Origin of the sequence: Nocardioides sp. QY071, assembly GCF_029961765.1 — a bacterium.
GTDB lineage: Bacteria > Actinomycetota > Actinomycetes > Propionibacteriales > Nocardioidaceae > Nocardioides.
Map to the genome: position 1 here is coordinate 5,219,171 of NZ_CP124681.1, position 24,213 is coordinate 5,243,383.

Genomic DNA, 24,213 nt, shown 5'->3' on the forward strand with positions numbered 1-24,213 from the left:
GTGCGTCCTTCGGAACGATAGGTCGAGCAGCATCGCGGACGCAACCCCTTGCGGTCCACCAACTGTGGTCTTAGTCTCTCTTGTCAGCGCACGTACGTTCGTTAATCGAACAGGAGAATTAAATGGTCACACCCGTGATGAACCCGGTGGAGCCCAGAGGAGGGCAGATCACCCGCGGGCTTCTCACCATGGCCGGCATCGGCATGTGGGAGCGCTTCTCGTTCTACGGGACCCAGGTCGTCCTGCTGTACTACCTCTACTTCAGCGCCGACCAGGGCGGGCTCGGGCTCCAGCCGGCGGAGGCCGTCGCGATCGTCGGCACCTACGGCGCGCTGGTCTACTGCTTCACGATCGCCGGGGCGTGGCTGTCCGACCGGATCCTCGGGCCCGAGCGGACCGTGTTCGTCAGCGCGGTCGGGATCATGCTCGGCCACCTGGCACTCGCGGCGCTGCCCGGAACGGCCGGACTGATGGTCGGACTCGGCCTGCTGGTGATGGGCACCGGCGGCACCATCAGCAACATGCCCTCCTCGGTGGGGTTGCTCTACGACACCGACGACCACCGGCGCGACGCCGGCTTCATGCTCTTCTACATGGGCCTCAACGTCGGGGCCCTCGGCGGTCCGCTCCTCACGGGCCTGCTGCGCAAGGAGCAGGGCTTCCACGTCGCGTTCGGCGCGGCAGCCGTCGGCATGGCCATCGGCCTCGTCGTGTACACGCTTGGGCGCCGCAACCTCAGCCCCGAGGGACGTCGGGTCCCGAACCCGCTGGCCGCCGGGAACGCCGTACCGCGGCTGCTGGCGGTGGCCGCCCTCGCCGCGCTGGTCGTCCTCGCCCTCGCCTCTGACCGGCTCACCCCGTCCAACCTGCCCGACGTCACGGCGATCGCCATCGCCCTCATCAGCGCCGCCGTGTTCGCCACGATGCTCCGCAGCCCGAAGACGACGGCGCCCGAGCGGCGGCAGGTGACGGGCCTCATCCCGCTCTACCTCGCGGGCGCGGTCTTCTTCGCGCTCTACCAGCAGCAGTTCACGGTCGTGCAGGTCTACGTCGCCTCGCGCGTCGACCTGGAGCTCGGCGGCATCACCCTGGCGCCCGAGTTCTTCAACTCGGTCGTGCCCGCCTTCGTCATCGTGCTCGCCCCACTCTTCGCGCGGTGGTGGACCAAGCAGGGCACCCGCCAGCCTTCGGCCCCGGCCAAGTTCCTGGTCGCCCTGATCGGCATCAGCGCGGCGTTCTTCTGCTTCCTGCCTCTCGCCGGCCGCGAGGGCGCGACCATCTCACCCCTCGCCATCTTGGGCATCCTTTTCCTCTTCACCGTCGCGGAGCTCTTCATCGCCCCCGTCCAGCTCGCCGTCGCCACCCGGCTCGCCCCCGCCCACCACCAGACCCAGACCGTCGGCCTGATGTTCCTGTCGATCGCCCTCGGGTCGTCGCTGGGCGGCATCGCCGGCAAGTCGTACTCACCGACCGCCGAGACGGAGTACTTCCTGACTGTCGGTCTCGCCGCCCTGGCCTGCGCTGCCGTCTTCGCACTCTCGATCCCGTGGATTAGGCGGACCATCGCGGACGACGACCCACGCTGAGTCGGCTCTCCTCCATCGGTATGACCGCAGCTGGGCATCCGTCGTCGTTCTCGGCGAACGGAGGGTGCCCAGCCCGCGTGCCCGGGTCCGGTCGAGCGGGGGTCCTCTGACTCCCGCCTCACCGCCGGGAGAAAGCACGAGGCCCCAGGGATCCCCTGCGGCTTCTCATGTGCGCGAGAGGGGAGTTGAACCGGAGGAATTCGCTGCTCTGACAGCGAATTCGCCGTTCTGAGGGTGAAATCGGCCTTTTGCTGGCTCCGGTTGGGTCCCGATTTCCCAGGGTATGCACCCTGGCGGTGCACCAGCCGGTGTTTCAGTTGGGGCGGTGTCGGCCATCGGCAGTCACAGGCTATCCCCGACCGGCGAGCGGCCGGGCGCTCCCCCAGGGCGGCGACTTGCATCCGGTACCCGGGTCCACGTCAACCGTCGATCCGTGGACGTGTTGAGCACGCCAGCGTGCACTGTGCCGACCAGCGAACGGCCGCTGCGGCTGGCCGAGTTCGACGAGCTCTTCGCCGACGCCTTGGTCGACGTCACCCGCGAGGCGACCACCGCGATCCTCCGGCTCTCGGGGACGACGGGCCCTGTCGGCGCGGGTGCATGACCGCGCGGTACGCGAGAGCAGCTGCTGCTCGTTCTTCGCCTTCGACGTGAGCGGATCCGACGAGACATCGAGCTGCGGATCACCGTGCCGCCGGAGCATGCGGACCTGCTGGCGGCGCTGGTCGACCGTGCTTACGAGGCGCGACGGTGAGCCTGCGCGCCGCGGAGGTGCGGCGGCCGGGGGCGTGCACCGCGAGACGCTCCATTACTACGAGCGGCGGAGCCTGCTCGGCGACCCGGACCACAGTCCCGGCGGTCACCGGCTGTACGACGTGCAGTCGTGACGACTCTGCGGGTCATCTGAAGGCCGTCCGAGAGATCAGTTGGTGACACCCCGCGGGTGCCCGGACATATGGGCGAAAAGGCAATGAGCTTCGCGCTGAGCTTGCGACGGCAGCGGCCGTAATTGCGGCGCTGCCATCCGGACCAAAGCCGGCCGAGGGCTTCTGTGTTCGCGGTCCGTGGGAGGCGACCTCGGCATCGAGGACCCGGCTCTCGGCAGCGAAGAGCAGGGCCCGAACCTCCTCTCCTCTTAGGGCTTGGCGAGGTGGGGTGCGGTGCGGTCCTCGCATCATCCGCAGCCGTTCCGGGGCTGTCGGAGATGCGAAACGCACTGTTCATTTCGACGAGTGGTCGCGCGGCACGGGCCACAACTCACCCAAGAGCCGCGCCAAGACCGGCGAGGCATTGCGGGACATCGCGAGCTCGTACGGGGGCTTTCGCTACGACCCGCAGACCGAGACAGTGCAAGCCGGCCCGCACAAGTTCGGCCTATCGACCGCAGAGCAGGCGGCGTTCGGCTGTGTGCGGCCATCAACGAAGCTGCTCATTAGGCGGACCACCAGCAACGCGGCGCCCCTAGCTTCCGCGCTCCAGTCCAATGAGCGCGGCGCCCGCCCTGGCCCGGACCCGCAGTACAGGATGTGGCTGTGACCACGATGTCAGAGACTCGCTACACGCTGGCCCTACAAGAGGCTCGTCGTGGCTTCGACCAGCTCGCGCATGAAGTGTCCGTCGTACGAGACCGGGCTACCTCCATACTCGGCATGGGAGGTCTCGCCGCCTCGTTTCTCGGAGGACTGTCCATCCGCGATGGTGCACCCGTGACCGGCTGGACGTGGCTCGCCGTGATCTCGTTCGTGGCACTCGCCAGTTTGTGCGTAGTCGTCTTGTGGCCGCGCCGCTTTCACGTCTCTCAAGACCCGGCCAGCATGGTCTCGTGGGCGGAGCAACACAAGGCGACTCCGAACCAGATGGAGCGCGATCTCGCGCTCTGGCTAGGCATGAAGTACGACGAGAACCGAGAAGGAGTCGACCGGCTCGGTCGGCTCCAGTCCATGGCTTCGATCGCGTTCCTCATCGAGATCGCCGCCCTCATCCTCGACCTCCTCACCAGGTGACCCGATGACCGACAACAGTTCACAGCCCCCGCCGCGCCCCCAGCCGTCCTTGCCGGACCCTGGGCGCGAGCGGGAAACACGCAACGACCCGCGCCCAGCACCCCGCCCTAGCCGTCCCAACCCGCGGGAACGCTGAGCCAGCCGACGGTCCAGATCCGCTCGGCGCCGATCATCGACGCCATTTTCGGGTTGGGCTGACCCGGTTTTCGTTGATCGATGTTCTCAGCGGCGAGAAGACGGACCGTCACGTGTCCAGCCGTGCGAGCAGCCTGGCGCGCAGACCTCGAGGGGCGGGAACTCGGCTTCCGCCTGGGTCTGGATCTCATCGGCCATCCGGCCATCGGCATGGTCCAGGTCCGAGAGGCCAATGTTCCCTTCATCGACCGGCTCCTCGCCGACATCGAACACGGCCGCCGTCACGGAGCCTGCCCCGCCCGCGCCATGGCCGCTCCACCGCGCAGCTTCGGGTGGTTCTCGGGAGCGTGCTCAGTCTCGCCGTCTCAGAGGGCGCCATTCCCACCAACCCGATTCGCGACGCCGGCGTACGCGATCCCTGATCGCCCGTCCATGAGCCCGTCCCCAACGTCGAGCTCCCCACAGTGAAGGAGCATGGCAGGCACGCGTAAGTGTCGGACTCCCCTGTTAGAACTCTTTCCATGACGAAGCAGCCGGAGCCGTCGAGGTACTCGACGGTGAGCCAAGTGGCTCAGAGCATCCTCGCGCTCGGCGAATCGGATCGGTATGAGTTCAAGCGAGACGTTGACGTTGTCACGCCGAAGCTGCTGGCTGCGCTGGCGAACTGGGTGTCGCTCGACCCGACTCGCGAGGCCGCTCACCTTTTGGTGGGTGTCGATGAAGCCGAGGACGAAGAGACCGGGCTCGTCTATGGAGTTCCGTTTGGACTATCGAAGGGCCTCGACAAGGCGGTCGCACGTATCCAGGACATGGCGAGCAAGACCCGGCCGATCCCCGTCGACGTCCGCATCATCGAGGAAGGCGTCGACCAAGCTACGCCGTTTCTCCGAGTGGAGATCCGCCCGAGCATGGCACCGCATTTCGATGACGAGGGCCGGCGCCAGACCAGACAGGGACGTTCCACTCGGGCGCTCACCGACGACGAGCTCTTGGGCGTCTACCTCGACCGCGAGGCCGGCAGCTTCGCAGCTCGCTTCCGGCAGACCACGACGGAGCTGCAGTCCGCCGTCGGAGTAGTCGGCGGCCAGGTCGACCAGATCGCCGCGGGCATCGAGAAGAACATCGCTGAGCCGATCGCGCGCATGACGGCAACTGCAGAAGAGGCCGCGGACGCCGCGCACTCTGCCGCTTCAGCAGCCGACTCGGCCAACGCCGCGGCCGACACCGCCACCTACGAGGTCGAGCACGTACAGCGGCTGGTCAGAGAGCTCCAGGAGGTCGTGGACGACCTCGACGACGAGTCTCACCAGAGCCTGGTGTACCGCGTGGTGCAGCTCCGCCGGAAGGTGTGGTGGAACTTCGCCGTCGATACCCACCAGCGCACATCGGCATGGGCCAACAAACTCACCGACGAGCTTCGCGACCTACTGGCCGGCGATGTGTCGGTAGAGCCCGCCCGCAACAGCTGGGAGCTGGACGTCTGGCAAGACATGCTTCGGGACCGCGGAGAGCAGCGGCACTCCCGCGGAACACAGAAGTGGTGGGCGGCGGCGATCGAGGAGGTACAAGACTTCCTCAAGGACCCCGTGTACGCCGGCCCCGACCTGCCGGACTTACGGGCGGCGCTTCAGGCGGACTTCGATCACGAGGTGGACGACCCGGAGAGCGTGACGAACCAGTTCCGCGCCCTCCTCGATGACGACTGATCCCGCCCGGCCGACGGAATCTGTCGGAGGCTCGATCTAGCCTCGTCAGTGAACCAAGGAGGCGCGCCATGACCGACCGTCTGCAAAGAGCCCTAAAGCACCAGTACATCTACGTACCCTGGATCAAGGATAAGGACACATTGCCGCTGGGCAAGCAGCTCGGCCTGACGGTGGCTCGGCAGCACCGCACCCGACTGACGGTCCTATCAGTCTAGAAAAGCGGAGCCACACACCACCCAGAGCTTGCCAAGCAGACCATCGTGAGCGAGCGAAGCGGGTACATCGAGGACGGCGGAGTTGTCCTGGCCTGGTGTCCACGACACAAGACCATGGAGAAACTCCACCAACTGGAGAAGAGCGTCGTGGTGCTGGTCGAGTGGGTGCCTGGCCAGATGGCGGCATGGGCCAAGATCAACGAGGCATACAACATCCTGACCGGCGAGGTCATGGAGTCAGGACTCGATGAGGAAACCACCGAGCTGCTGGAAGGCATCGTCACCGAGGGATACAACGGCTGGACCAAGAGCATCGACGTCACACTGACGAAGAGCTACCTGGAGGACTTGTCGAAGGCTGGGCATACGACCGCGACCTTGTTTTGGCCTACGCCCGGCAGGAGAAGCCCGAGGCGAGCATCGAGCGGCTCGTGAAGATCTTGGATGACTTCGAGAAGACCCTGCCGACCGCGGCGGCACCCGGGCGGCTGGTGTTGTAGGCGACCGAAGCAGTTCGTCACTCGACAACTCTCCGGCGGGAGCTTCCACTTCCCTCCGGGAGAGCCTCAACCAGCCACTCCCGCATCTGACGGCCCAAACGACAGAGCAATTCAACCACCCACATCGGCGAAATGCGTCACGACCGTGTCACTCCACCAGGAGTAGGAAGGCCTCCGTCCTGCGTTTCCACAGTTCAGAGGCCTTTTAGAGCCTCCTGTCGTGTTCGAACCGACGACTTAACTATCTCGCTCAACGTGCCAAGTTGTTCGCGAACCGATGTCACCGGTGGAGTCCTTCGCGAGGTCGAGGAACTCGTTGATGGCGTCGGCGACGACTTCGTCGCGGCCTGGCAGGGCGTGGGAGTACTCGCGCAGGGTCGTGGAGGCGTCGCCGTGGCCGAGGCGGTCTTGGGCTTCGAGGATCTTGCCTTGGGAGACCAGGAAAGTTGCGACGCTGTGCCGCAATCGATGCAGGGTCGCAGTCGGGACGCCTGCCGCGTCGCGGATGTCGTCGAAACGATGGCCCAACGCTCCCGCTCCGAGGCGGCGATGGTGACTCGCGTCAGCGCTGAACACCCACGGCCCCAGTCGCGCCTCTATTTGATCGACGGCATTCACTTCCTGTGCCGTGTCTCTGGCGTCGCCGACGCGAATTGCCCATTCGTCGTGGAGACGACGCCACAGGGCGGCGGTGTCGGCGCCGAGTGTCAGCGTCCGGCCGTACCCGGACTTCGGAGTGGTGAGCTGCCCGGCGGATACGGCGCGCTGGATGTGCAGCCTCCGCCCCGTCAGGTCGTCGAACCGCAGCGCGGCCAGCTCGCCGCGGCGAGCACCGCTGTCGGCCGCCAGCCGTACCAGCAGCAGGCCCTGTTCGGCGACGCGTAGACGCCGCCACGCAGCCGACCTGGCAACGGCAGCCGCCGTTCTTGGCGTGACTGACGGACCACCGCGTAGATCTGGGCCGTCGAGGGCTGCCGTGGTTGGGGCAGGTGGGAGGTTGGCGTGGGCCTCGAAGACCCGGAACTCGGCGGTGAGGAGCAGGGCCCGGATCTCCTCGCTGGTCAGGGCTTGGCGGGGTGGGGAACGGTGGGGTCCGCGCATCATCCGCAGGGGGTGGGTGTCGAGGAGGCGTTCGTTGTAGGCCCAGGTCAGGCAGGCCCGCAGGACCCGGAACCTGGCCGCCACCACCGCGTCGGAGTCCCCGGCGGTCTGCCAGGCGGCGAGTCGGTGGCGGATCTCGTGGGGCGCAAGCGCGGCGGCGGGCCGCAGGGCGATCGGGTCGCGGGACAGGGCGCGGGCGTTGGCGCCGTAGCCGACGTAGGTCGAGGGCTTCCACGGATGGTCCGCGGCCAACCAGGCCTCCAGCAGGTACCCGACGGACACCCGGTGGGGTGGCGGCGTCACCGGGTGGCCGGCCGCGAGGAGCCGGATCCGGGCGGCGGTGGCGTCGGCCTCGGTGCCGTGCACGGTGACCGAGAGGTGCCGGGTCCGGCCGGTCGCCGGGTCGGTGTCGGTAGGGACCCGGACCTCCCAGGCCCCGGGACGGCGTTCACGTTGGGTGCCCTCACCACGCGGACGACGGCGTGGCACGCCCGGCGGGGCGGACGGCGAGCTTCGAGGAGGACAGCGGGTGAGGTCGATGATCATGTGACCACGGTGCGCCCGCATCTGCGGCGGGCTCAAGACCGCCCGGACGTCGCCTCGTAGTGGGATCCGTAATGGGATGACGGGACGAGGTGATCGATCCCGTTGCAGGCCAACCCGGCGTTGACCTGCGCAAACTGTTGCGCGCCTGTAGGGATTCGAACCCCAAACCTTCTGATCCGTATCTGGCGGGGTCACTGGTGCCGACCCGGCACGCCCACGGCCGACACTCTCCTCTCACCAAAGTAGCAGGTCAGAGCCCCTCCCACCGGCGCGTCGCCCCTAGTCGGAACCGGTCGCGACGAGCCGCACCTGCACCTCACCGAGGGCGTCGATGAGCCGAGAATGAGCCGAGCCCCACCACCACCCGACGCTCTTGGGGGACTTCCGGGCCGGACACCGCAGGTCACCTCAAGGTGTCACCTACCCGTGCAGCGGACCCGTTTCCCGAATGGAAAGGACGACCACCGGCCTTCGATGCCAAGATCTACAGGGGCCGCAACGTCATCCAGCGCTCCTTCAGCGACCACACGCAAAGGGGAGGCAGCGCCACCCGCTACGACAAACTCGCCACCGTCTATCGAGCGCCGTAGTCCTACGCGCTATCACCATCTGGCTCGCGAGCTAGGAGACGCGCCCTAACTGTTCGATCCCGTCGCAGGCCACACTAGCGGCGACCTGCGCCAAGCTGGATGGGCGGTTTTGAGGGCATGGGAGCACTAACCCGGCTACTAGGTCGTGCGCCGTGTCAGGGGGCGCCATGCGGAGCGGTGAGCCCGAGTTCCGCGAGTGGCGGGCCGGGGCCCAATCTTCGGCGCGGCCGTCAGATCGAGCGTCGCGATCCTCAGACAGACGCAGGCCGCCGGACCCCTCGCCCGCCGAGATCTTCAGTCATCGCAGTGACACGGATGGACAGAATGCAGAAGCCAGCGTTCAGACCCTCGTCCGAGACGGCGCACGGACGTTCTTGCGACGTCATCGAGGTCACGACCGCCTCGCAGGCTGATCCGGTGTAGTCACCGGCTTCGGGGTCGTACTCACGCAGGATAAGGATGTCGCCGACCTGATAATCACGGTCGTTACGGCGCAACTCATGGGACCGCTCCCCCGCCACGATGGGGCGGAAGAACTTTGACCAGCTCTTGATCTGGTGGACACGATTGTTCATTGCTTCTCCACCGGGGTGAAGTCCGAGAAGTCGAAGTTGAGGTGTCGCAGGCCGCTTGCATGTGGCGGGTCCAGGACGGGCTCGAGGGCGAGCCATGTGCTCGGGTCAGGCACGGGACGTCGACTCACGTCCGATCGACCATTGACCCAGAATTCGGTGTTGGCGATTCGTCCAGCGGTCGTGTTCGTGACTGCGGGCAGGGCGTCGAGCAGATTCTGTGTCATGCCGATCACCCGCCTCATCATCTCGTCCTGGCCGAATGCATCCTCGTCGTAACTATCAATGTAGATCACACCCAGGACATTCCGTCTTGCGTCGTCGCCTGGCTTGGTCGCCCCGAGGATAGGGATCGCTGCCACTGAAGCCACTGAAGCGGCCATGTCCTGCGAGGCCTCATTGAGCGAAAGTGCGTCCATGTCTGCTCGCAACTCCTCGCGCGTGGCGCCGTCACGACTCCGGACCACCTGACCCAGAGTGAAGGCTGCCCCGATCGTCCCGTTAGCGCTGGGGAACGTCCGCCCAGCCCGGCCGGTGTCGTTACCTGGACCTTGGTAGTCGCAGCATTGCTGCAGCACGACCTCATCTCCGGCGGCCAGGGTGCGGTGCAGGGTGACCCTCAGCCGTGCCGACGGCTCCGCGACACTGACGATGTATCCGGCAACAGCAGCACAGAACGTGGTGGCTACAGCTTCGGTGGGGCTCGGCAAGTACTCACGGCGCCAGTGCCCCCGGACAACATCCGTGGTCTGCGGTGTTCCGGCGCCCGTCGTCAGTTCACCCAGACCAGGCATGTCGAAGTAGCCCCCTGACCACGCCGGCGAGTCACCTTGTGTGTGTTTCTCAGGTTCGTTGAAGCATTGCTCCACCTCAGCACGGAGGGTGCCGTCGAGTACGGCGGTCAATCCGGCCTTCTTCTCTGTCCCGTGCCTGATGATGACCCGTTCGTGCGGGACGCCGTGCTCGCGCGCCAAACGGGCGAAGTCCTCGACGCCGTCGGCCGTCACCGGGGTGAAGGCACCGCACCGGTAAAGCAGGTAGGCGAGTAGCCGGTTCTGGAAGGAGACCCGTTTGTCGACGAACAGGTTCGCGAAGCTTGGGTTGCGCACTCGAAGGAGGACATCGGTGTCTTGTCGGAGCCGGGCCCGCAGCCGCTCTTGGACCTCTTCTGCAGACTCCGCTAGGCCCGGGTCCTCCCAGATCGCACCGAAGTCCTCGAACGAAGTGCCATTCGAGTCGTTCGTCTTCTTGACAGTCCGCAATCGTTCCAGAAGGTCGTCGCGACCGGAGAACAACTCCGCCAGGATCCGGTCCTGGCGGAAGTGAGAGATTCTCAGCCGGAACAGGTCGATCATGGCGCCGTCGCCAGAACCGGAGACGACGTAGGTGCTGCGCGCCTGACCCAGTTGCGGCTGAGCAAGGGTTTCGTTGCGCCAGTAGTAGGTGTGCGAGTCGGTCTCGAGCCCGAAACCCACTGCTAAGACGACAAGGTCGAACGTCGCTGACTCCCCCGACGGTGACGGCTGACCACCCGCTGGGAGGGCCGGCTCGGCTCGGTCGCGTTCTTCGCCTATCCATTCCACTTGCAACGTGGCGGCATCGGTGTTGCTGCGGATCAGGAGGTGCCGGGTGTTGCAAAACAACCGCAACCTCGGCGGGTCAGAGGTGGTGTCTTCGGGCGGAACCTGGTCGATGCCAGCCACGTCGCGCCACCCACTCAGGACTTGGACCACTACGTCAGAGGCGCGGCTCGCCGTCCAATTCAGGACCGGTAGTGCGGCGCTGTATGCCTCGCTACCTCGACTGGGCCAGTCGTAGATGTGGGGGTGGAGCCAGCGCGAATCGCTTCCGTGTTGTAGCGGCATGACGGTGTCGCGTCGCTCGAAGACATAGATGTCGGCGTTGACCCGCTTCTTCAACAGACCCGCCGCGACGGTGAGGCCGGCGAAACCTGCACCCACGATCGCGATGCGTTTGCGGGTGGGGTCGACAGCGCCTGCGACATGTCCTTCGGGGGCGGCGAGGGCGACTTCGCCGGCTTCAACGAGCGCCCACGCGAGGTTCAGGGCCCGTATCTGCTGGCTAAGTACGGTGATGCCTTTATCGAAGGTACCGACCATGTAGACAGTCGAGTCTGGCAGCTTGTAGGTCTTGAGGAGCTCCTCAGCTCGACCCGCCATGTCAGTCACGTCCACCCTCCAACCCTAGATTGTTTGAAGGCCGAACGGGTGCTGCGCCGTTGCGGACGGTGCCGGGTCCGACAGCTCTTCGCTGCAGAACCCTGTGCGGGTGGTCTAACCGCTGGGCCAAGCTCACGAGCGGGAGAGGTGGCGAACGGCGCTCAAGTCAGAGAATCGTTGTCGGTTTCGCCGCCACCAAAATCACGATCCAGCTCGAGTTCCGTCACCACCACTGTCCGGGGCACACGCCGAGCTCCGCGGCGAGGTCCTCCAGAAGATGGCCGTCCTCGGATGGGACTGCCAGCGGCAGCTGCGAGGGATGCTCGAGTCCGAACGAGTCGGCCAGTCCGAACGCATGTCCCCGTGCCGTGCCTTCGCGGTTCCCGCACGAGAGGCTGCCGGCGGGCAGAAGCTTGGCTACCAGGCGACCTCTGACGAAACTGGCAGGCGCGGCTTCTCCTCCGCCGCGGCGCTAAGAACCAGCTCCGCCGGCTGCCCTACCAGTCCCCCCGCCGCCATGACGTCGTCGAAGTCGATGCCGGCGTCGATCATGACTCTGCGTGCAATGCCTAGCAGTTGGGGTGCTTCGGCTACTCCGAGGTCACCAGGCTCCGGCCGCCCCCAGATTGAGAGTTGCTGGTTTGCACGTCGGTACGACGCTTCGGAGAGCACGCCGAGATGCCGAGCTCGGTAGACCAAAGCTTTCAGGCTTACGCCCCAGCTACGTTTGAGTTCGTGGAACCGTGCCCAGTCGATACGACGCGGCAGTAGATCGATGATTTGCTCTCGCGGCATGAGCAACTCGGCGGCGAACCGGTTGGCCTGCTCTTCGACGATCTTCGACCCTGGTTCCGTGTCAGGATGAAGGAGCAGGTGCCCAAGTTCATGGGCGGCATCGAACCTTCCCCGTGCCTTGTCGGCTTTGTCTGAGGCAAGAAGGACGATGGGATAGTTGCCTGCATCGGAGGAGAAGGCACTGACCTTCCGGTCGGTTTCTGGAGGCAGTCTGACAACGATGATCCCGTTGTTCTCCAGGAGTCGCACCACGGGCGGGAAGGGTCCTTCAGGGATGTCCCAATGCCTTCGCGCATGCGACGCGGCGGTTTCGATGAACGAGTCAGACAGGTTCTCTGGCAGATCCATCTCTGGAAGATTTCGGCGCGGAAACTCCACATAGCCGGCCATTAGGTCGGCCGTTGCGAGGCATAGCTCGCCGAAGGCGAGCGCCTGCTCCCGGCTTGCCGCGGGAGTCGAACGCAACGAACGAAAGTGGGCACTGTGCGCGGGCAGGGGTTCCACGACTCGCCCAGCGCCTAGGAATTCGCGAGGCACACCAAGCCGGAGCGCCAACTCAGCGACAACGGCAGCACTCGGGCGAACGTTCTTCTCGTACTGTCCGACCGCGGTGGGGGTAACACCGACCGCCCTCGCAAGCTCGGCTTTCGTCATGCGCCGGAGCCTGCGCGCCACTTGGAGACGGTTGCCGTCGAAGTTGGGCACGCCGGAAGACTCTCGAGTCCGGGGCGTCACTTGTGGTTCTCCTCGGTGGCCTTGGGCCTGAGGGTGACGGCTGGCTCAGGTACTTGGAGTTGATCGAAGCGAGTAAGACCCTCGGGCAACGACACTGCGGCGACGGGAGTGGCTTCGGGCTCTTCGTCGACCCAAAGCTGCTGTGCTCCGATCAATGGGTAATCACCGACTACGGGTGCGCCGAGCCACGCTGAGGTGAGGGGGGACCGCGGTTCTCCTGCGAGGACGAGAAGGTAGTCGCGGACTGGCCCGAACGTCGGGCCGGCGTCCTCGAAGAGCGGGTCGTCAACGCCAAGGATGCTCCGATAGCCCCCGAGAGCTGCAGAGTTGTTCGCGGCCATCTCGGAGCGCAGTTGGCTCTGCCCGTCCCATTTGCCCCACTGATCGGGGCGCAGTTTCCGCCCGTGCTCGTACGGGACCTTGAGTACGGAGATCCGTGCGCCACGGAAGTTCATGACGAAAGCATTGCCCGACCGAGTCAAGGAGAGGCCTTCGATGTTCCAGTGTGACTCTTCTGCTTCGCGTTCGTCGTGTGCGTGTCGTCGCTCTGCTCGGGTGATGAAGTTCTGGTGGGTCTGCAGACCGAGCGACATTGCGGTGTCGCCCAGTTCATCTGGCTCGTGGCGAGCGATGTTGATGGTCCACACCGTCTTGAACAGATCGCGACACGCCTTGACCAGTCCAACACTTTCGAGGTCTTCACACAGAAGCGCGACTGTCTCGCGCGCGCGTACCTCAGCCCGTCCCATAGGCTCTAGTGAAGCACGAAGAGACCGGAGCTTCCAGTCGAGTGAAGCCAAATGCGCAAATTTTGCGCGAAACTGAAGAATCAGGCTTGCGTCGTGCCCCAACCGCATGGCACGGTGAGTTCTGAGCACAAGAGGCCCGACCTGGGTCTCCCAGGCCGAGCCTCCTGCATCCGTTGCGATCCGGATTGCTTGAGATTAGTTGGTTTCGATCGTCCTGAACAGATCAGGCGGCCAACGACCGGCCCTGGGGTTACCTGCGTGCTCGGAAATTGGAGCCAAGCCCATGCCTGCTGAGATCACCACCAACCTCGAGGTCAGCCGCCAGACGGTGAACATCGACGTCGAGTCCATCGCGCCGGTTCGCCAGTTCGGTCCCGACTCCTACGACGTCGCGAACAGCACCATCACCGCGAACGTCAACGTCCCCTCCGACGACACCTACCGGCTCGTGCTCGCCATGGAGACCGAGCAGGACACCTCGGCGTTCGTCCGCTGCGTGTCGGCGACCGACGACGACTTCGACACGATCGCGAACTTCAAGCGCATCCCGAAGGGCCAGGTCAGCATCCTCAAGCCGGTGCTGGAGAAGGCCGGCATCCCGCTGGAGGCCGACCTGCAGGCCCAGCTCGAGCGCGAGGCCTCCAAGTACAAGGTCGCCGACATCGACCTGCCCGCCGGGCAGCACGTGCTCCGCATCCACGCCAGCCAGAAGCTGACGCCGGTCGACGCCACCAACAAGCGCTACCAGTTCACCATCTACGCACCCCAGCTGAGCCTGGCACCCACCGGCAACGTTCGCCTCGGTGTGACCGTCGTCTTCCCGATGGACTTCACCGCCACCATCGACGCGCCGATCGTCGAGGCGCTCCCCGGCCAGCCGCAGGTGGGGACCGACGCCCAGACCGACAGCACCGTCGGCATCCAGCGGGCCCTGGGTTGGGCGTTCCACGCCGACCCGAAGATCACCATCGCCTACACCTACGCCTGACCGACCAGGACGTCGCCGACGGCTCCGGACTCGACAGTTCGGAGCCGTTGGCGTTGGCGTTTGGCTGTCGGCGTAGGTCGCCGGGCATGCCGGCGGCCTGCTGCCAGCCGCTATCGTCTCGACACGCCATCGACTCATGGGTTCGAGTCCGCCGCCTGCGCACGCATCCACGACGCGTTCGTCCAAAGGAAGGCACCCGTGAACGTCGCCCTAGGGGGTGCCCGCTCGCCAGGTTGGCCGGAGGTCGTCACGCCCTCCAGGGAGCACGAGGAGCGCACCCGACACCGAACCTACTCAGAGAGGAGTCAGATCTCGTCGCGCTTCGAGCAGTCGCGCATCCTTGGGGTTGCGCCGATGTCGGAACCCGCCGATGACCGCCTGCTGGGTCTCCGGACTCCAGAAGATCTGCAGCTTGTCGCGAGCTCGCGTCACGGCTGTGTAGAAGATGCTGTGATTGATCTGTTCTTCGTGCTCGTCGGTGATGACGATCTTCACCGATTCGTACTCGAGGCCTTGGGCCTTGTGGATCGATACGGCGTAAGCGACCTGAAACGGCACCGTCGTGTGGAGTGAGTCATCGTCATCCTCGCTGAGGTCATACTCGTACACGAGGAAACGGACGGTTGTGTCGTCGACCCACACCAGGTCGTTGCCGAAGATCTGCTGCACCTCCACGGGGTCGAGAACCCGATCAACCTTGATGTCGAACTGGACTGCGCCGACCAGTCGCTCGATGCGTCGGATTTGTCCCTTCAGGCTGTTGTAGAGCAGGGGCCGGAACCGCTCCACTTCGCTGAACAGGACGGGGTCGCCGACCTTGTAAGTCGCCGCACCCCAGTCGACGGCGTATCCGGAGTTGCTCGCCTGCATGAACCGGTTGATGTTGTTGATGCCGTACAGGCCGTCGTAGTTGAGGCAGAGCACGATCTCGTCGTCGGACTCTCGCTGAAGCAACGAGCCGTCCAGCTGCTTGGCGAACCCGTTGCGAGCAATCGCTTCAGCGATGTCGGGCTCGATGTTGCGGACCTTGTCCCAGAACCCGAGCAGAGCTTGGTTGGTGGTCCGGTAGGGCTTGGTCAGCTCGAAGACCGCGTTCGCCGGGATGAACTCACGGATGAGGCTGAACCAGTTGCCGAACTGAATGGACTCGATCTGGTGGACGTCACCGACGAGGACGAGCAACTTGAAGGTGACGTTGTCGAGGAGTGCGAGCAGGTCCTCGTTGCTCACTGTGCTGCACTCGTCGATGACTAGGACGTCGCACACAGACGGGCTAGCGTTGATGCGGCCGCGGATGGTGTCGAACTTGCCGTTGGTGACGTCGACCCGTCGTTTCAGGTTGTCGACAGCCGTGTTGGTGTGCGCTACGAGGAGTATCGGTTTGCCGTGGAAGTAGCGGGCGATGAGGTCGACGAGGGTGGTCTTACCTGTCCCGGCTGCACCGTAGATCAGGGCGATCTTCGTGTGGACGAAGAGGTTCTCCAGCGCATGTCGCTTCGCTTCGTCCTCGATATCCTGGGTCGCCATCCAGCTAGCAGCGGACTGTTGGTGGCCCGGCACGCCCGACTGTGACAGTCCGCGGAGCCTCTTGATGATCGCGACCGTGTCGTCTTCGTACCGCTGCATGACGACGTGGCCCTTGTCGATCACGAGCCGACGGCCGGCGTGACGATAGAAGACCTTGCTGTTGTAGGTGGCGACGAGGTCAGCGACCGTTCCTGCAGTCTGTTGTGGCCCGATGGGCTGGTTGAAGTCGCCCAGCTCAACCAAGGGCGTGTAGAGCATGCCGTGCTGCTCGACGTTGTTCTTGATTCGGCGGGCCAACAGTTCATGGTTTCGTCCCGTAAGGCTGACGCTCTCCCTGAGATCAGCGATCGATGGGATGTGGCGCTTCGGGTTGGTGCACAACGGCATGGTCTCGAACGGGATGCACCCCCAGTCGAGATGGAGCTCTGAAAGTGGACCGCATTGGTCGCGCGCGTACTGCGACTTAACGATCCGATTCCTCATACGCAGCATGAGGTAACGGACGATGTTGCTGCCGGGTGCTCCGCTGCGCGTAAGCCGACGTGCCTCGTCGAGGATGGGGAAGATCTGGGGAGTCGCCAAGCTGGCAGTGGCCGCTTCTCGGATCGCAGCGTATTGATGCTCTGGTGCGTCGAGCAGGCCGAGGAGGTTCGCACGTCCAGCGGTCAAGCCGCGCATGACCTGGAGGTACTCGAGGCTGTTGGTACGAACCTGAACCCGTTGACCGAACAATCGGGCGAGGTTGTTGAGCTCCCACGGGCGGATCGACACTTCCCAACCGCGGATCACGATGATCGGCATTCGCCGGTCGAACACGTCGATCGAACCGTTCGCGAGCCAGAGCATCGACGAGTAGTTGTCCGTCACATCGATGTCGGTGAACGCAGTCACTCGATCGAACTTGCTGACCCTGTTGATCGCCGGGCTGAACGTCACTTCGTAGTAGATCTTGCCGTCGACGAAGAAGGGTCGCGTCTTGTCGATGTAGTAGCGGCGGGCTGTGTCATCGACAGGCAGCGAGTGCATCGCGTCGACCTGTGCGGCGATCTTGGTGTGGTACTCGCGTAGCGCGGGATCGAGGTCGACCGGGAACTGGTCCAAGTTGCGCAGGACGTGGATGCCGTACCGGTCCCGCATGAGGTTCTTGATGCGGATCATGTATTCGAGGTACTTCAGCATGAGCCGTTCCGACGAGTCACCGTCGACGGTGTAGTGGGAGGCACTGATTTGGATCAGGTTGTGGAACTTGCCGAGAAAGTTCAGTTGGGCCTGCGATCTAACGAAGGCTAGACCGGGCTCGATGGCTTGATAGTTGAACTCGTGTGCGCCTCCGACGTGGAGGCGAGCAGAGATGCTCTCGATCAGGGTGCGCAGCTGCGACACGATGTTCTGGGCGAGCAGGTCGCGTTGCCCACTCAATACCTCGATGTTGTGACAGATCGTCTGCTCGACGATCCTGATCTGCTCGTCGACGGTGACCACACGACCATCGTGTCAGTGCGGCCCGACGAGCGGAGGCAGATCGTCCGCAGAAGGCCGCGGCCGGTCCAACGTCCACGAGGAGACCGTCCGCTTCGCATCGTCGAGGTGCGGTTCTAGTCAGGGCTTCTCCTCTTGAAACGGCATTGGTCGAGGTGGTCATCGATGCGGTCGGCGATGTGGGTGTCGGTCCCGGGGATGACGTACGCGTACTCGCGCAGGGTGGTGGCGGCGTCGGCGTGGCCGAGGCGGGCTTGGGCATCGAGGATCTTTCCGTCGCGGACGAGGGTGGTGGCGACGGAGTGGCGGAAGCGGTGAAGGGTGGCGCCGGGGATGCCGGCTTCGTTGCGGATGCGAGCGAACCGGTGACCAAGAACTTCCGCACCGAGACGTCGGTGGTGGCCGAGGTCAGCGGCGAACAGCCAAGGGCCGAGGCCTCCAGGTCCTTCTGGATGAGGCTGGTCTTGGCGGCGGCAGTCCCAGGTCTCGACGAGTTGGTGCCACAGGTCGGCGGTGTGGGCGCCGAGCGTCAGGGATCGTCCGCGGCCGGCTTTGGGGGTGGTGATGACTCCGGCGGATATGGCGCGGTCGATGTGCAGGGTCCGGCCGTCGAGGTCGGTGATCTGGAGGGCGGCGAGCTCGCCGCGTCGGGCGCCGGAGTCGGCGGCGAGGCGGATGAGGAGGAGGTCCTGCTCGGCTCGCTGCAGAAGGATGGTGGGCTGGCCGGTGCGGTGGTTGGCGTGGACCTCGAGGAGGCGCATCTCGGCGGCGGTGAGCAGCGCGCCGACGGCCGTGTCTGGCAGCGGGCGGCGGGGTGCGGGTCGGCCGGGTCCTCGCATGCCCCGCAGCGGGTGCAGAGGGAGGATCCGTTCGTTCCACGCCCAGGTCAGCGCGGAGCGCAGCGCCCGGAGCCGACCGCCGACGACGGCGATGCTGGCGCCGTCGTGTTCCCAGCGGGCGGTGGCGGAGCGGACGACGTGTGGGGTGAGTCCGGCGGCGCGGTGCTGGCCGAGGGGGTCGGCGGTGAGGAACCGGACCACGGAGCGGTAGCCGACGCGCGTGGAGGGCTTCCAACCCTGCTCGGCGTCGAGCCATGCCTGCAGCAGTCGGGCGAGGTCGAGGTGGCGGGCGGAGGGCAGACGCGCGGCGGCCGCCTCGGCCAGGACCCGGTCGCGGTAGGCCTCGGCGTCGGCCTGCGTGCCGTGGACGGTGAAGGACCGCTGCCGTGGGGTGCCGGCGAGCGGGTCGCGGCCGACCGCGATCCGGATCTCCCACACCCCGGGGCGGCGTTCGCGCAGCGACCCGGTCGACCGCGCCGCTCCACTCGCCGCCGACGGTCCCGAAGGTTCCGGAGGCTGCGGAGGCTGCGGAGGTTCTGATGGTTCAGAGGCGTCAGCGGGGTGCGGCGGCCGCGCCGACGGTCCGCGACGGCTCAATCCGGCGGCGGCGGACGGGGCGAGGGGCTGGAGTGAGGGCATCACCCATCGTCAGTGGGCGGGTCACTGGGCGGCCAGTCGCGCGCCAGATCAGCCTCGCCATCCGTCCCGGATCCTCAGGGAGGGATGACGGTAGGGATGCGGGCCCGGAAATGACAGCAGGTCAGGCCCGGGACCCGGGCCTGACCTGCGAAGACATCTGCGCGCCTGTAGGGATTCGAACCCCAAACCTTCTGATCCGTAGGGCTCTGGCGGGGTCACTAGTGCCGACCCAGCACGCCTACGGCCGACAACCTCGTGTCGCCAAACTAGCAGGTCAGAGCCCCTCCCTCTGGCCCGTCGTCCACAGTCGGAGCCGGTCGCGGTGAGCCGGAGCTTCGCCTCACCGAGGGGTCAACTGAGCCAAGAATAAGCCGGGCACCCGCAACCACCGGCGCTCCTGGGCGACCTCCAAGCCGGACACGGTAGGTCACCTCGAGGTGTCACCTATCCGTGCAGCGCTCTCCCATTCGAATCACGGTGCGCGAGATGGGCAGGATTCGGCCGGGCAACTCTCCGTTAAGCCACTTGTCGCACGCGCGCTTGATCTCCAGGAGTTCGTCTACGAGGTCGTTGATGCGGACGGTGGCGTTTAGGACCGAGACGGTGCCTTTGTCGGTGTCAAGCCGACGAAGGAAGTTCGGCACGGCGGTGTCCACCTCGAAACGGAGCATGTCAGTCGGGCCGACGATCTGGTCGACGTAGGGGTGCTGATGGCTCTTCGCCAGCACGGCGTCCATCCGCTCGTCGAAGTGCTCGAACGAGTCCCGCACGCTACGGCTCTGGACGAGGGGGCTGGCCGTGATCTGCAGCGTGGTGCGCAGTTTCTCGCCGCGCGCCCTGCCGCGCGCTCCGCTGCGAGCGACCGGCCACAACAGCTTTGAGACCATTGCTGCCGCCGACAGCAGCGACTGCGCCGCAAAGAACAGGCGTTCATCTCGCTCGACGCTGTCTGATATTTCCCATGCGGCATTAAGGTCGGCAGCGGCGAAGCTGGCGTACCGGCACTGCTGACGGATCTCATCAACGAACAGGTCGGTGTGACTCTGCGCGAGCAGGTCGAGCTCGAGGTCGTCCATGTCTACGATTGTGCCGCTCAGGCCGCACCGGCTCACCCGCCTTTCTCGACACCGGAGCCGAGGAAGCCCCGGGGAGGTCGGGCCGAGGTCGACGGCCACCGAGACTGAGCTCCCGTAGGCCGGTGCCGGAGACGGACACCACGATCGCCCTGGGCTCGGGGGGTCCATTTAGGGTGCGGCATGGAGCAGCGAGGCGAGCTATCGCACCGCGAGGACTGGTTGGGCATCGCACCTAGCGAGCCGGTCCAACGCCCTTTTGTCACCTTCGCTCGGCTACGCCATCGGACCGAAGTACTGACTGCTACCCTGCGAGAACCACGCAAGCAACTGCCGTACTTTTTGCTTGCGCTCTGACGCCCTGGAGTTGCCCGTGAGTGACACACACACAGTTGCCCTCGCGAGGAAGGCCAAGAAGGACGATGTCGTCTCGGCGGCCCGCGACTTGGTTGAGGCAGCGTCAACGGGCTCAGTCGATCTCGACTTGTCGGAACTTTCGGACATCGACGCGACGTGGGGCGCGGTGCTTTCGAACGTGCTGGTCAGCCTTCGCGAGGCCCGCAACCTGATGGTGCATATGCCGTCCGCTCCGAGGGCACACACTCAGCTTGCGCGTTCTGGAATGTATTTCGCACTGGCTCGGCATCCGGGTTTCGACTGGCAACAAGATCTCCACGGCTGGAACGATCACCTGGCGCGTTGGCGACGGGACTGGCGGCCGGCGGACCTTCAGGACCCCTTATTCGACCTGGCTGGCGAGTGGGTCGCGCGGGAGGAGCCGAACCCGTTCGACGACCAGTTGGTTGCGTTCCTAAACCCGGACCGCACGCCGCGTGAGGATGCGCCCAATGATCAGGCGGCCGTCGTTTATCCGTGGCTCCGGCACCTAATGCGGCATGATGGTGAGGTCGATCCTTCAGAGGAGCTCGATCTTCACCGAAAGATCAGCTTGGTCACTTGGGAGCTGCTCGACAACATCCGTGAGCATGCCCATCTATCGCGAGCTGGTCAGTCCTCGTTGGCAACCTTCGCGACCAAGGGACGGCCAAATCATCTAAATTTGTATGTTATGGATACCGGGGTCGGCATCCCTGCATCGTTGCGTTCACGCCTAGGCGACGACCCTGGCAGCGACACTGACTCAGTCGCCGCTGCACTGAACGGCGAGCTTGCATTACGCGGGCGCTCGCGAGGAAATGGACTACGGCGGATCGTTTCGTTGGTTGAGTCGATGCCGGGCGCGAGCATGTTCCTCGCATCTGGGCCCACCACATCTCGTGGATCCGTTGTCGCAGAGCTGTCGGGTGGCTCGAAAGCAAGCAAGGCCGTCGATGCGCATACGGACGCCAGAGTCAGGGCTCGCGAAGTTCCTGTCTCGATGCAAGGCACGGTGGTTGTCGTGAAGCTGCCGTTCGGGATCGGTCGGAACGCTCCAGTCTCAATTCGACGTTCGCGCAAGACGCGAAATGGGCGTCTCGACGCGCGCCAGTTGGGGCTGCCTGACTCGCTGACAGGCTCGGCGGCTAGAACCGAATCAGGCACTGACGGATGATCATCGCTCCCTCGTCCGGGAGCGACTTGGGTGGCCGACAGGACGGCTACCTGCGAGTGCATTCCGGACGCCGCACGGTGTCGCGTGAATCGGCCGCGGCGGCCAACCACGCTGCACTGCTCTTCATCGATGTCGAAGACGCCGTCGAGGTCGAGGACGTCATCTCGGTCCTTCAGGAGGCTCCGCCTCGACTCGCTAACACGAGCTACGTGCTCGTGCGGATGCCGGACGTCTTGGCCGGGATGGAGAAGGACGAAGAGGAGGCGGAGCACGCGCGTGCAGCGCAATGGGCGTCGGCTCTCCTTGAGCGGGCTCCTGCGCTGAGCCCGACCAACGTCCACATCGGCGTGGTGCAGTTCGTTGTGGGACGCGAGCCGCGTCTCCAATGGGCAGAGGGGACAGGCCCACGGCAAGCGACCGACGAAGTGCTCTTGCAGCGTGCCTTGCGCGTCGAACTGCTGACATTGCTGGAGTTCGGCAAGGCGGTCTGGCGCCCTGACTCGTATCACTACCAGTTGCCTTCGGGACAGCACGCCGCGTCATTCATCCGCGTCGGCGACGCTTTCCGGAGCCCTCGTGATGTCCACGCGATTGCCACTTGGCTGACACCTCGACTTCGCGACGGTCAGGCGATCGTCGCGGACAGCGCGTCGCTGGTGCCGCTTGTCCTCGAACTGCAGTCGATGACGCGGCGCGAGGGATGGACTCGCGGTCCCGTGGAGATGTTGGACGAGTATCCGCGGACCCAGCTTGACATCAATCGAGTCGTTCGACCGCTGCGTAGAGGCGGCGGGGGTGCTCTCGCATTGATGTCTGTCAACTCTTCCGGTCGCTATCAAGACATGTTCATGTCAGCGCTGCGCGACCATCTCGAGCCGGGCGATTGGTCGATGGTTGTTCTCGTCAACAAGACGGACTCCGACAGTGACCGCGAGTACCTTCCGGCCGATGACGATCTCGTCGCGGATCCGGTCTCCACCTGGCTGGGCCTCGCCGACGAAGCCGGACGATCAGTTCCGCAATCCTCGTGCCCCTGGTGCAGGGACAACAGGAAGGCGCAGGTGGTGCGTATCGATCCGCGCACCTTCGAAGCGCTCGCATTGCCTGACGTCGACCTGTTGATGCCCTCAGTGCCAGCTGCGCGCAACTCCACCCGGTTCTGGGATCTGTGCAACAAGGCTGACGCTGTCGGCGTACGCGCGAAGCCGGCCGACAGTCCTTCCAACGTCTCCCGGCCGAAGTCAGGGTTGATGAGCGTCTACATCGACTTCGAGCGACTGCTGAACTGTCCACAGTTCACCGAGTTCGTCACCGAACGGATTGAGAAGGCTCGGGATGAGGCGAAGGCCGAGTCGAAGACCGGGCTCCCCACCTTTCGCTACGACAACTGCAAGATCGTACTGATTAGCGCCTACGAGGCCGAGAAGCCCGGGTTCGCCGAAAGGTTCGGGGAACTGCGCCCAATCCTCGGCCTTGAAGACGCACAACTCGTCCCAGTCACGTTTGACGAGAGCCCGCTGCCGATCGATATCACCGGACACGACGACGTCCTTGTGTTCTCCCTCGGCTCAGTCACGAGCTGGAACATGCGCCAACTGCTGACACGAGTTCAGGAAGCGTGGCGACCTCTCGCCGGCAAACGCATGCACGGCCTCGTCGTTCATGCCCGACCTCAGACCCTCCGCGAGTGGGAGAACCTGTTCAACTCATTCGAGAGACGTCTCCACGCGCTATGGCGCACTTTTCTGCCGTGGCGCGACCCTCTGGACGAGGAGGCGAAGGCGCTCAAGGAGTTGCCTACCGAAGGATTGACCGAAGCAGCCGCCGCCTATCTGCACCTTCGGAAAAACCTGTTAAATCCGCGGCTCCAGGCGTGGGCGCCGCGCGTCGAAGAGCACGACGCCGCTTGCGTAAGTCCCTTGTGCGCAAACACTGACGAACGGCCGAGCCAACAGCCCGAGGCGACGATCCCGGCAGGCTTGTGTGAAGACCTGAATCCCCGCTCCGTCCTGTGGGGCCTCCCGCCGTACGGCGGGAGCCGACAGTTACGACGGCAGTCCCTCTACGGGTACGAGGCCCGGGCGCTGACCGCTTATGCGGCCATCGGGGCAGCCATCCATGAACGTCGCCAGTTGGACTCCGACTACGACCCCCGTCGCCGCGTCTTCGACATGCCTTCGATCACGCGGTCGTACTACGACGCAATCATCATCGCGGGCATCTTGCGGTGGCTCGAACCTCAGGAAGCCTGGTGGGGCCACTCCGAGGGTGAAGCGACGAACGCGGTGAACGAGCTTCTAACGCGCACATCGGACCAGGCGGAACTCAGGGTTCTCGTGCCGGAACTGCTCTACGCGGCTTCGCAGGGCAAGATGCCGCGAGCTGCAGCCGAACTCCTGCAGGCAGAAGCCGAGGCATTGGCGGCGAATTGGGACCCGGACCATCGCGGTCCGACCGAGCTCGGCCTGGCCTTGTTGGCCAACGCCTGGGTCGACACCGCTTCCGGCAACTGACTGGCTAACTGCATCGGTCGGCGCCAGAGGCGCGCCGGCCTGAGAACATCAATCTCGATCTGCAGACGCGCTGTCCGCGACTCCAAGCCTGAGTGCGGACCACTGGTCACCGCACGGGTTCTTGAACGTGCACCACTTTGGATCGCAACATTATCGCCGAGGACGACGGTCTTCGCTGACCAAGGAACAG

19 protein-coding genes are annotated in these 24,213 nt (G+C 65.1%); 10 read left to right on the forward strand and 9 right to left on the reverse strand.

What is annotated here, in order from left to right; genetic code table 11:
- Positions 1 to 122 precede the first annotated feature (122 nt).
- The 4 genes from QI633_RS25070 to QI633_RS25085 all read left to right on the forward strand — a co-directional run bounded on the left by QI633_RS25070 (position 123) and on the right by QI633_RS25085 (position 3,589).
- Entirely contained in the window at positions 123 to 1,586 is a 1,464-nt protein-coding gene (locus QI633_RS25070; RefSeq protein WP_282427455.1) for an oligopeptide:H+ symporter, read from the forward strand.
- A 463-nt stretch (positions 1,587 to 2,049) separates the two neighbouring features.
- Positions 2,050 to 2,190, forward strand: coding sequence for a hypothetical protein (locus tag QI633_RS25075; RefSeq protein ID WP_282427456.1), 141 nt, complete (start codon positions 2,050 to 2,052; stop codon positions 2,188 to 2,190).
- 97 nt (positions 2,191 to 2,287) lie between these two features.
- Positions 2,288 to 2,473 (forward strand): MerR family DNA-binding transcriptional regulator, encoded by a 186-nt coding sequence (locus QI633_RS25080; protein ID WP_282427457.1) that lies wholly within the window; start codon positions 2,288 to 2,290, stop codon positions 2,471 to 2,473.
- 645 nt (positions 2,474 to 3,118) lie between these two features.
- Positions 3,119 to 3,589 carry a hypothetical protein gene (locus tag QI633_RS25085; RefSeq protein ID WP_282427458.1) on the forward strand — a complete coding sequence of 157 codons (471 nt, stop codon included), beginning with the start codon at positions 3,119 to 3,121 and terminating at the stop codon, positions 3,587 to 3,589.
- 222 nt (positions 3,590 to 3,811) lie between these two features.
- Here QI633_RS25085 and QI633_RS25090 read toward each other — a convergent pair whose 3' ends face one another.
- On the reverse strand, positions 3,812 to 4,009 hold the full coding sequence (locus tag QI633_RS25090; RefSeq protein ID WP_282427459.1) for a hypothetical protein: 198 nt from the start codon (positions 4,007 to 4,009) through the stop codon (positions 3,812 to 3,814).
- Positions 4,010 to 4,245: 236 nt separating this feature from the next.
- Here QI633_RS25090 and QI633_RS25095 point away from each other — a divergent pair, with 236 nt between their 5' ends.
- From QI633_RS25095 to QI633_RS25105, 3 genes are all read left to right on the forward strand, one after another.
- On the forward strand, positions 4,246 to 5,430 hold the full coding sequence (locus QI633_RS25095; protein WP_282427460.1) for a hypothetical protein: 1,185 nt from the start codon (positions 4,246 to 4,248) through the stop codon (positions 5,428 to 5,430).
- A gap of 68 nt (positions 5,431 to 5,498) precedes the next feature.
- On the forward strand, positions 5,499 to 5,645 hold the full coding sequence (locus tag QI633_RS25100; RefSeq protein ID WP_282427461.1) for a hypothetical protein: 147 nt from the start codon (positions 5,499 to 5,501) through the stop codon (positions 5,643 to 5,645).
- Positions 5,646 to 5,690: 45 nt separating this feature from the next.
- Positions 5,691 to 6,080 (forward strand): hypothetical protein, encoded by a 390-nt coding sequence (locus QI633_RS25105; protein WP_282427462.1) that lies wholly within the window; start codon positions 5,691 to 5,693, stop codon positions 6,078 to 6,080.
- Positions 6,081 to 6,382: 302 nt separating this feature from the next.
- Here QI633_RS25105 and QI633_RS25110 read toward each other — a convergent pair whose 3' ends face one another.
- The 5 genes from QI633_RS25110 to QI633_RS25130 form a co-directional block, all read right to left on the reverse strand.
- The gene (locus QI633_RS25110; protein ID WP_282427463.1) at positions 6,383 to 7,792 is read right to left on the reverse strand and encodes a site-specific integrase; all 1,410 of its coding nucleotides are present in this window, start codon (positions 7,790 to 7,792) and stop codon (positions 6,383 to 6,385) included.
- Between the two features lie 841 nt (positions 7,793 to 8,633).
- Entirely contained in the window at positions 8,634 to 8,957 is a 324-nt protein-coding gene (locus tag QI633_RS25115) for a DUF3850 domain-containing protein (RefSeq protein WP_282427464.1), read from the reverse strand.
- A complete protein-coding gene (locus QI633_RS25120; RefSeq protein ID WP_282427465.1) occupies positions 8,954 to 11,149 on the reverse strand; it encodes a hypothetical protein in 2,196 nt (731 codons plus the stop codon). Before QI633_RS25120 ends, QI633_RS25115 begins: the two co-directional genes overlap by 4 nt.
- Before the next feature lie 402 nt (positions 11,150 to 11,551).
- Positions 11,552 to 12,664 (reverse strand): XRE family transcriptional regulator, encoded by a 1,113-nt coding sequence (locus QI633_RS25125; protein WP_349016705.1) that lies wholly within the window; start codon positions 12,662 to 12,664, stop codon positions 11,552 to 11,554.
- Positions 12,661 to 13,413, reverse strand: coding sequence for a hypothetical protein (locus QI633_RS25130; RefSeq protein ID WP_282427467.1), 753 nt, complete (start codon positions 13,411 to 13,413; stop codon positions 12,661 to 12,663). The genes QI633_RS25125 and QI633_RS25130 overlap by 4 nt, the downstream gene beginning before the upstream one ends.
- A 283-nt stretch (positions 13,414 to 13,696) precedes the next feature.
- Here QI633_RS25130 and QI633_RS25135 point away from each other — a divergent pair, with 283 nt between their 5' ends.
- Entirely contained in the window at positions 13,697 to 14,401 is a 705-nt protein-coding gene (locus tag QI633_RS25135) for a hypothetical protein (RefSeq protein WP_282427468.1), read from the forward strand.
- 294 nt (positions 14,402 to 14,695) lie between these two features.
- On the opposite strand, the gene QI633_RS25140 is transcribed toward QI633_RS25135, so the two are convergent.
- The 3 genes from QI633_RS25140 to QI633_RS25150 form a co-directional block, all read right to left on the reverse strand.
- On the reverse strand, positions 14,696 to 17,410 hold the full coding sequence (locus QI633_RS25140) for an ATP-dependent RecD-like DNA helicase (protein WP_282427469.1): 2,715 nt from the start codon (positions 17,408 to 17,410) through the stop codon (positions 14,696 to 14,698).
- A gap of 113 nt (positions 17,411 to 17,523) precedes the next feature.
- Positions 17,524 to 18,684: a tyrosine-type recombinase/integrase gene (locus QI633_RS25145; protein WP_282427470.1), complete on the reverse strand. Its 1,161-nt coding sequence runs from the start codon at positions 18,682 to 18,684 to the stop codon at positions 17,524 to 17,526.
- Between the two features lie 641 nt (positions 18,685 to 19,325).
- Complete coding sequence (locus QI633_RS25150; protein ID WP_282427471.1) at positions 19,326 to 19,961, reverse strand: hypothetical protein; 636 nt, start codon at positions 19,959 to 19,961, stop codon at positions 19,326 to 19,328.
- Between the two features lie 370 nt (positions 19,962 to 20,331).
- Here QI633_RS25150 and QI633_RS25155 point away from each other — a divergent pair, with 370 nt between their 5' ends.
- A complete protein-coding gene (locus QI633_RS25155) occupies positions 20,332 to 21,510 on the forward strand; it encodes an ATP-binding protein (RefSeq protein WP_282427472.1) in 1,179 nt (392 codons plus the stop codon).
- The gene (locus QI633_RS25160; RefSeq protein WP_282427473.1) at positions 21,507 to 24,023 is read left to right on the forward strand and encodes a hypothetical protein; all 2,517 of its coding nucleotides are present in this window, start codon (positions 21,507 to 21,509) and stop codon (positions 24,021 to 24,023) included. The genes QI633_RS25155 and QI633_RS25160 overlap by 4 nt, the downstream gene beginning before the upstream one ends.
- The last annotated feature ends 190 nt before the right edge of the window (positions 24,024 to 24,213 follow it).

Coding starts and splice junctions, on each gene's coding strand:
- QI633_RS25150 (WP_282427471.1), bottom strand. CDS start 19,961: ATGGACGACCTCGAGCTCGACCTGCTCGCGCAGAGTCACACCGACCTG.
- QI633_RS25095 (WP_282427460.1), top strand. CDS start 4,246: ATGACGAAGCAGCCGGAGCCGTCGAGGTACTCGACGGTGAGCCAAGTG.
- QI633_RS25100 (WP_282427461.1), top strand. CDS start 5,499: ATGACCGACCGTCTGCAAAGAGCCCTAAAGCACCAGTACATCTACGTA.
- QI633_RS25135 (WP_282427468.1), top strand. CDS start 13,697: ATGCCTGCTGAGATCACCACCAACCTCGAGGTCAGCCGCCAGACGGTG.
- QI633_RS25110 (WP_282427463.1), bottom strand. CDS start 7,792: ATGATCATCGACCTCACCCGCTGTCCTCCTCGAAGCTCGCCGTCCGCC.
- QI633_RS25080 (WP_282427457.1), top strand. CDS start 2,288: ATGCGGACCTGCTGGCGGCGCTGGTCGACCGTGCTTACGAGGCGCGAC.
- QI633_RS25115 (WP_282427464.1), bottom strand. CDS start 8,957: ATGAACAATCGTGTCCACCAGATCAAGAGCTGGTCAAAGTTCTTCCGC.
- QI633_RS25070 (WP_282427455.1), top strand. CDS start 123: ATGGTCACACCCGTGATGAACCCGGTGGAGCCCAGAGGAGGGCAGATC.
- QI633_RS25130 (WP_282427467.1), bottom strand. CDS start 13,413: ATGGGACGGGCTGAGGTACGCGCGCGCGAGACAGTCGCGCTTCTGTGT.
- QI633_RS25160 (WP_282427473.1), top strand. CDS start 21,507: ATGATCATCGCTCCCTCGTCCGGGAGCGACTTGGGTGGCCGACAGGAC.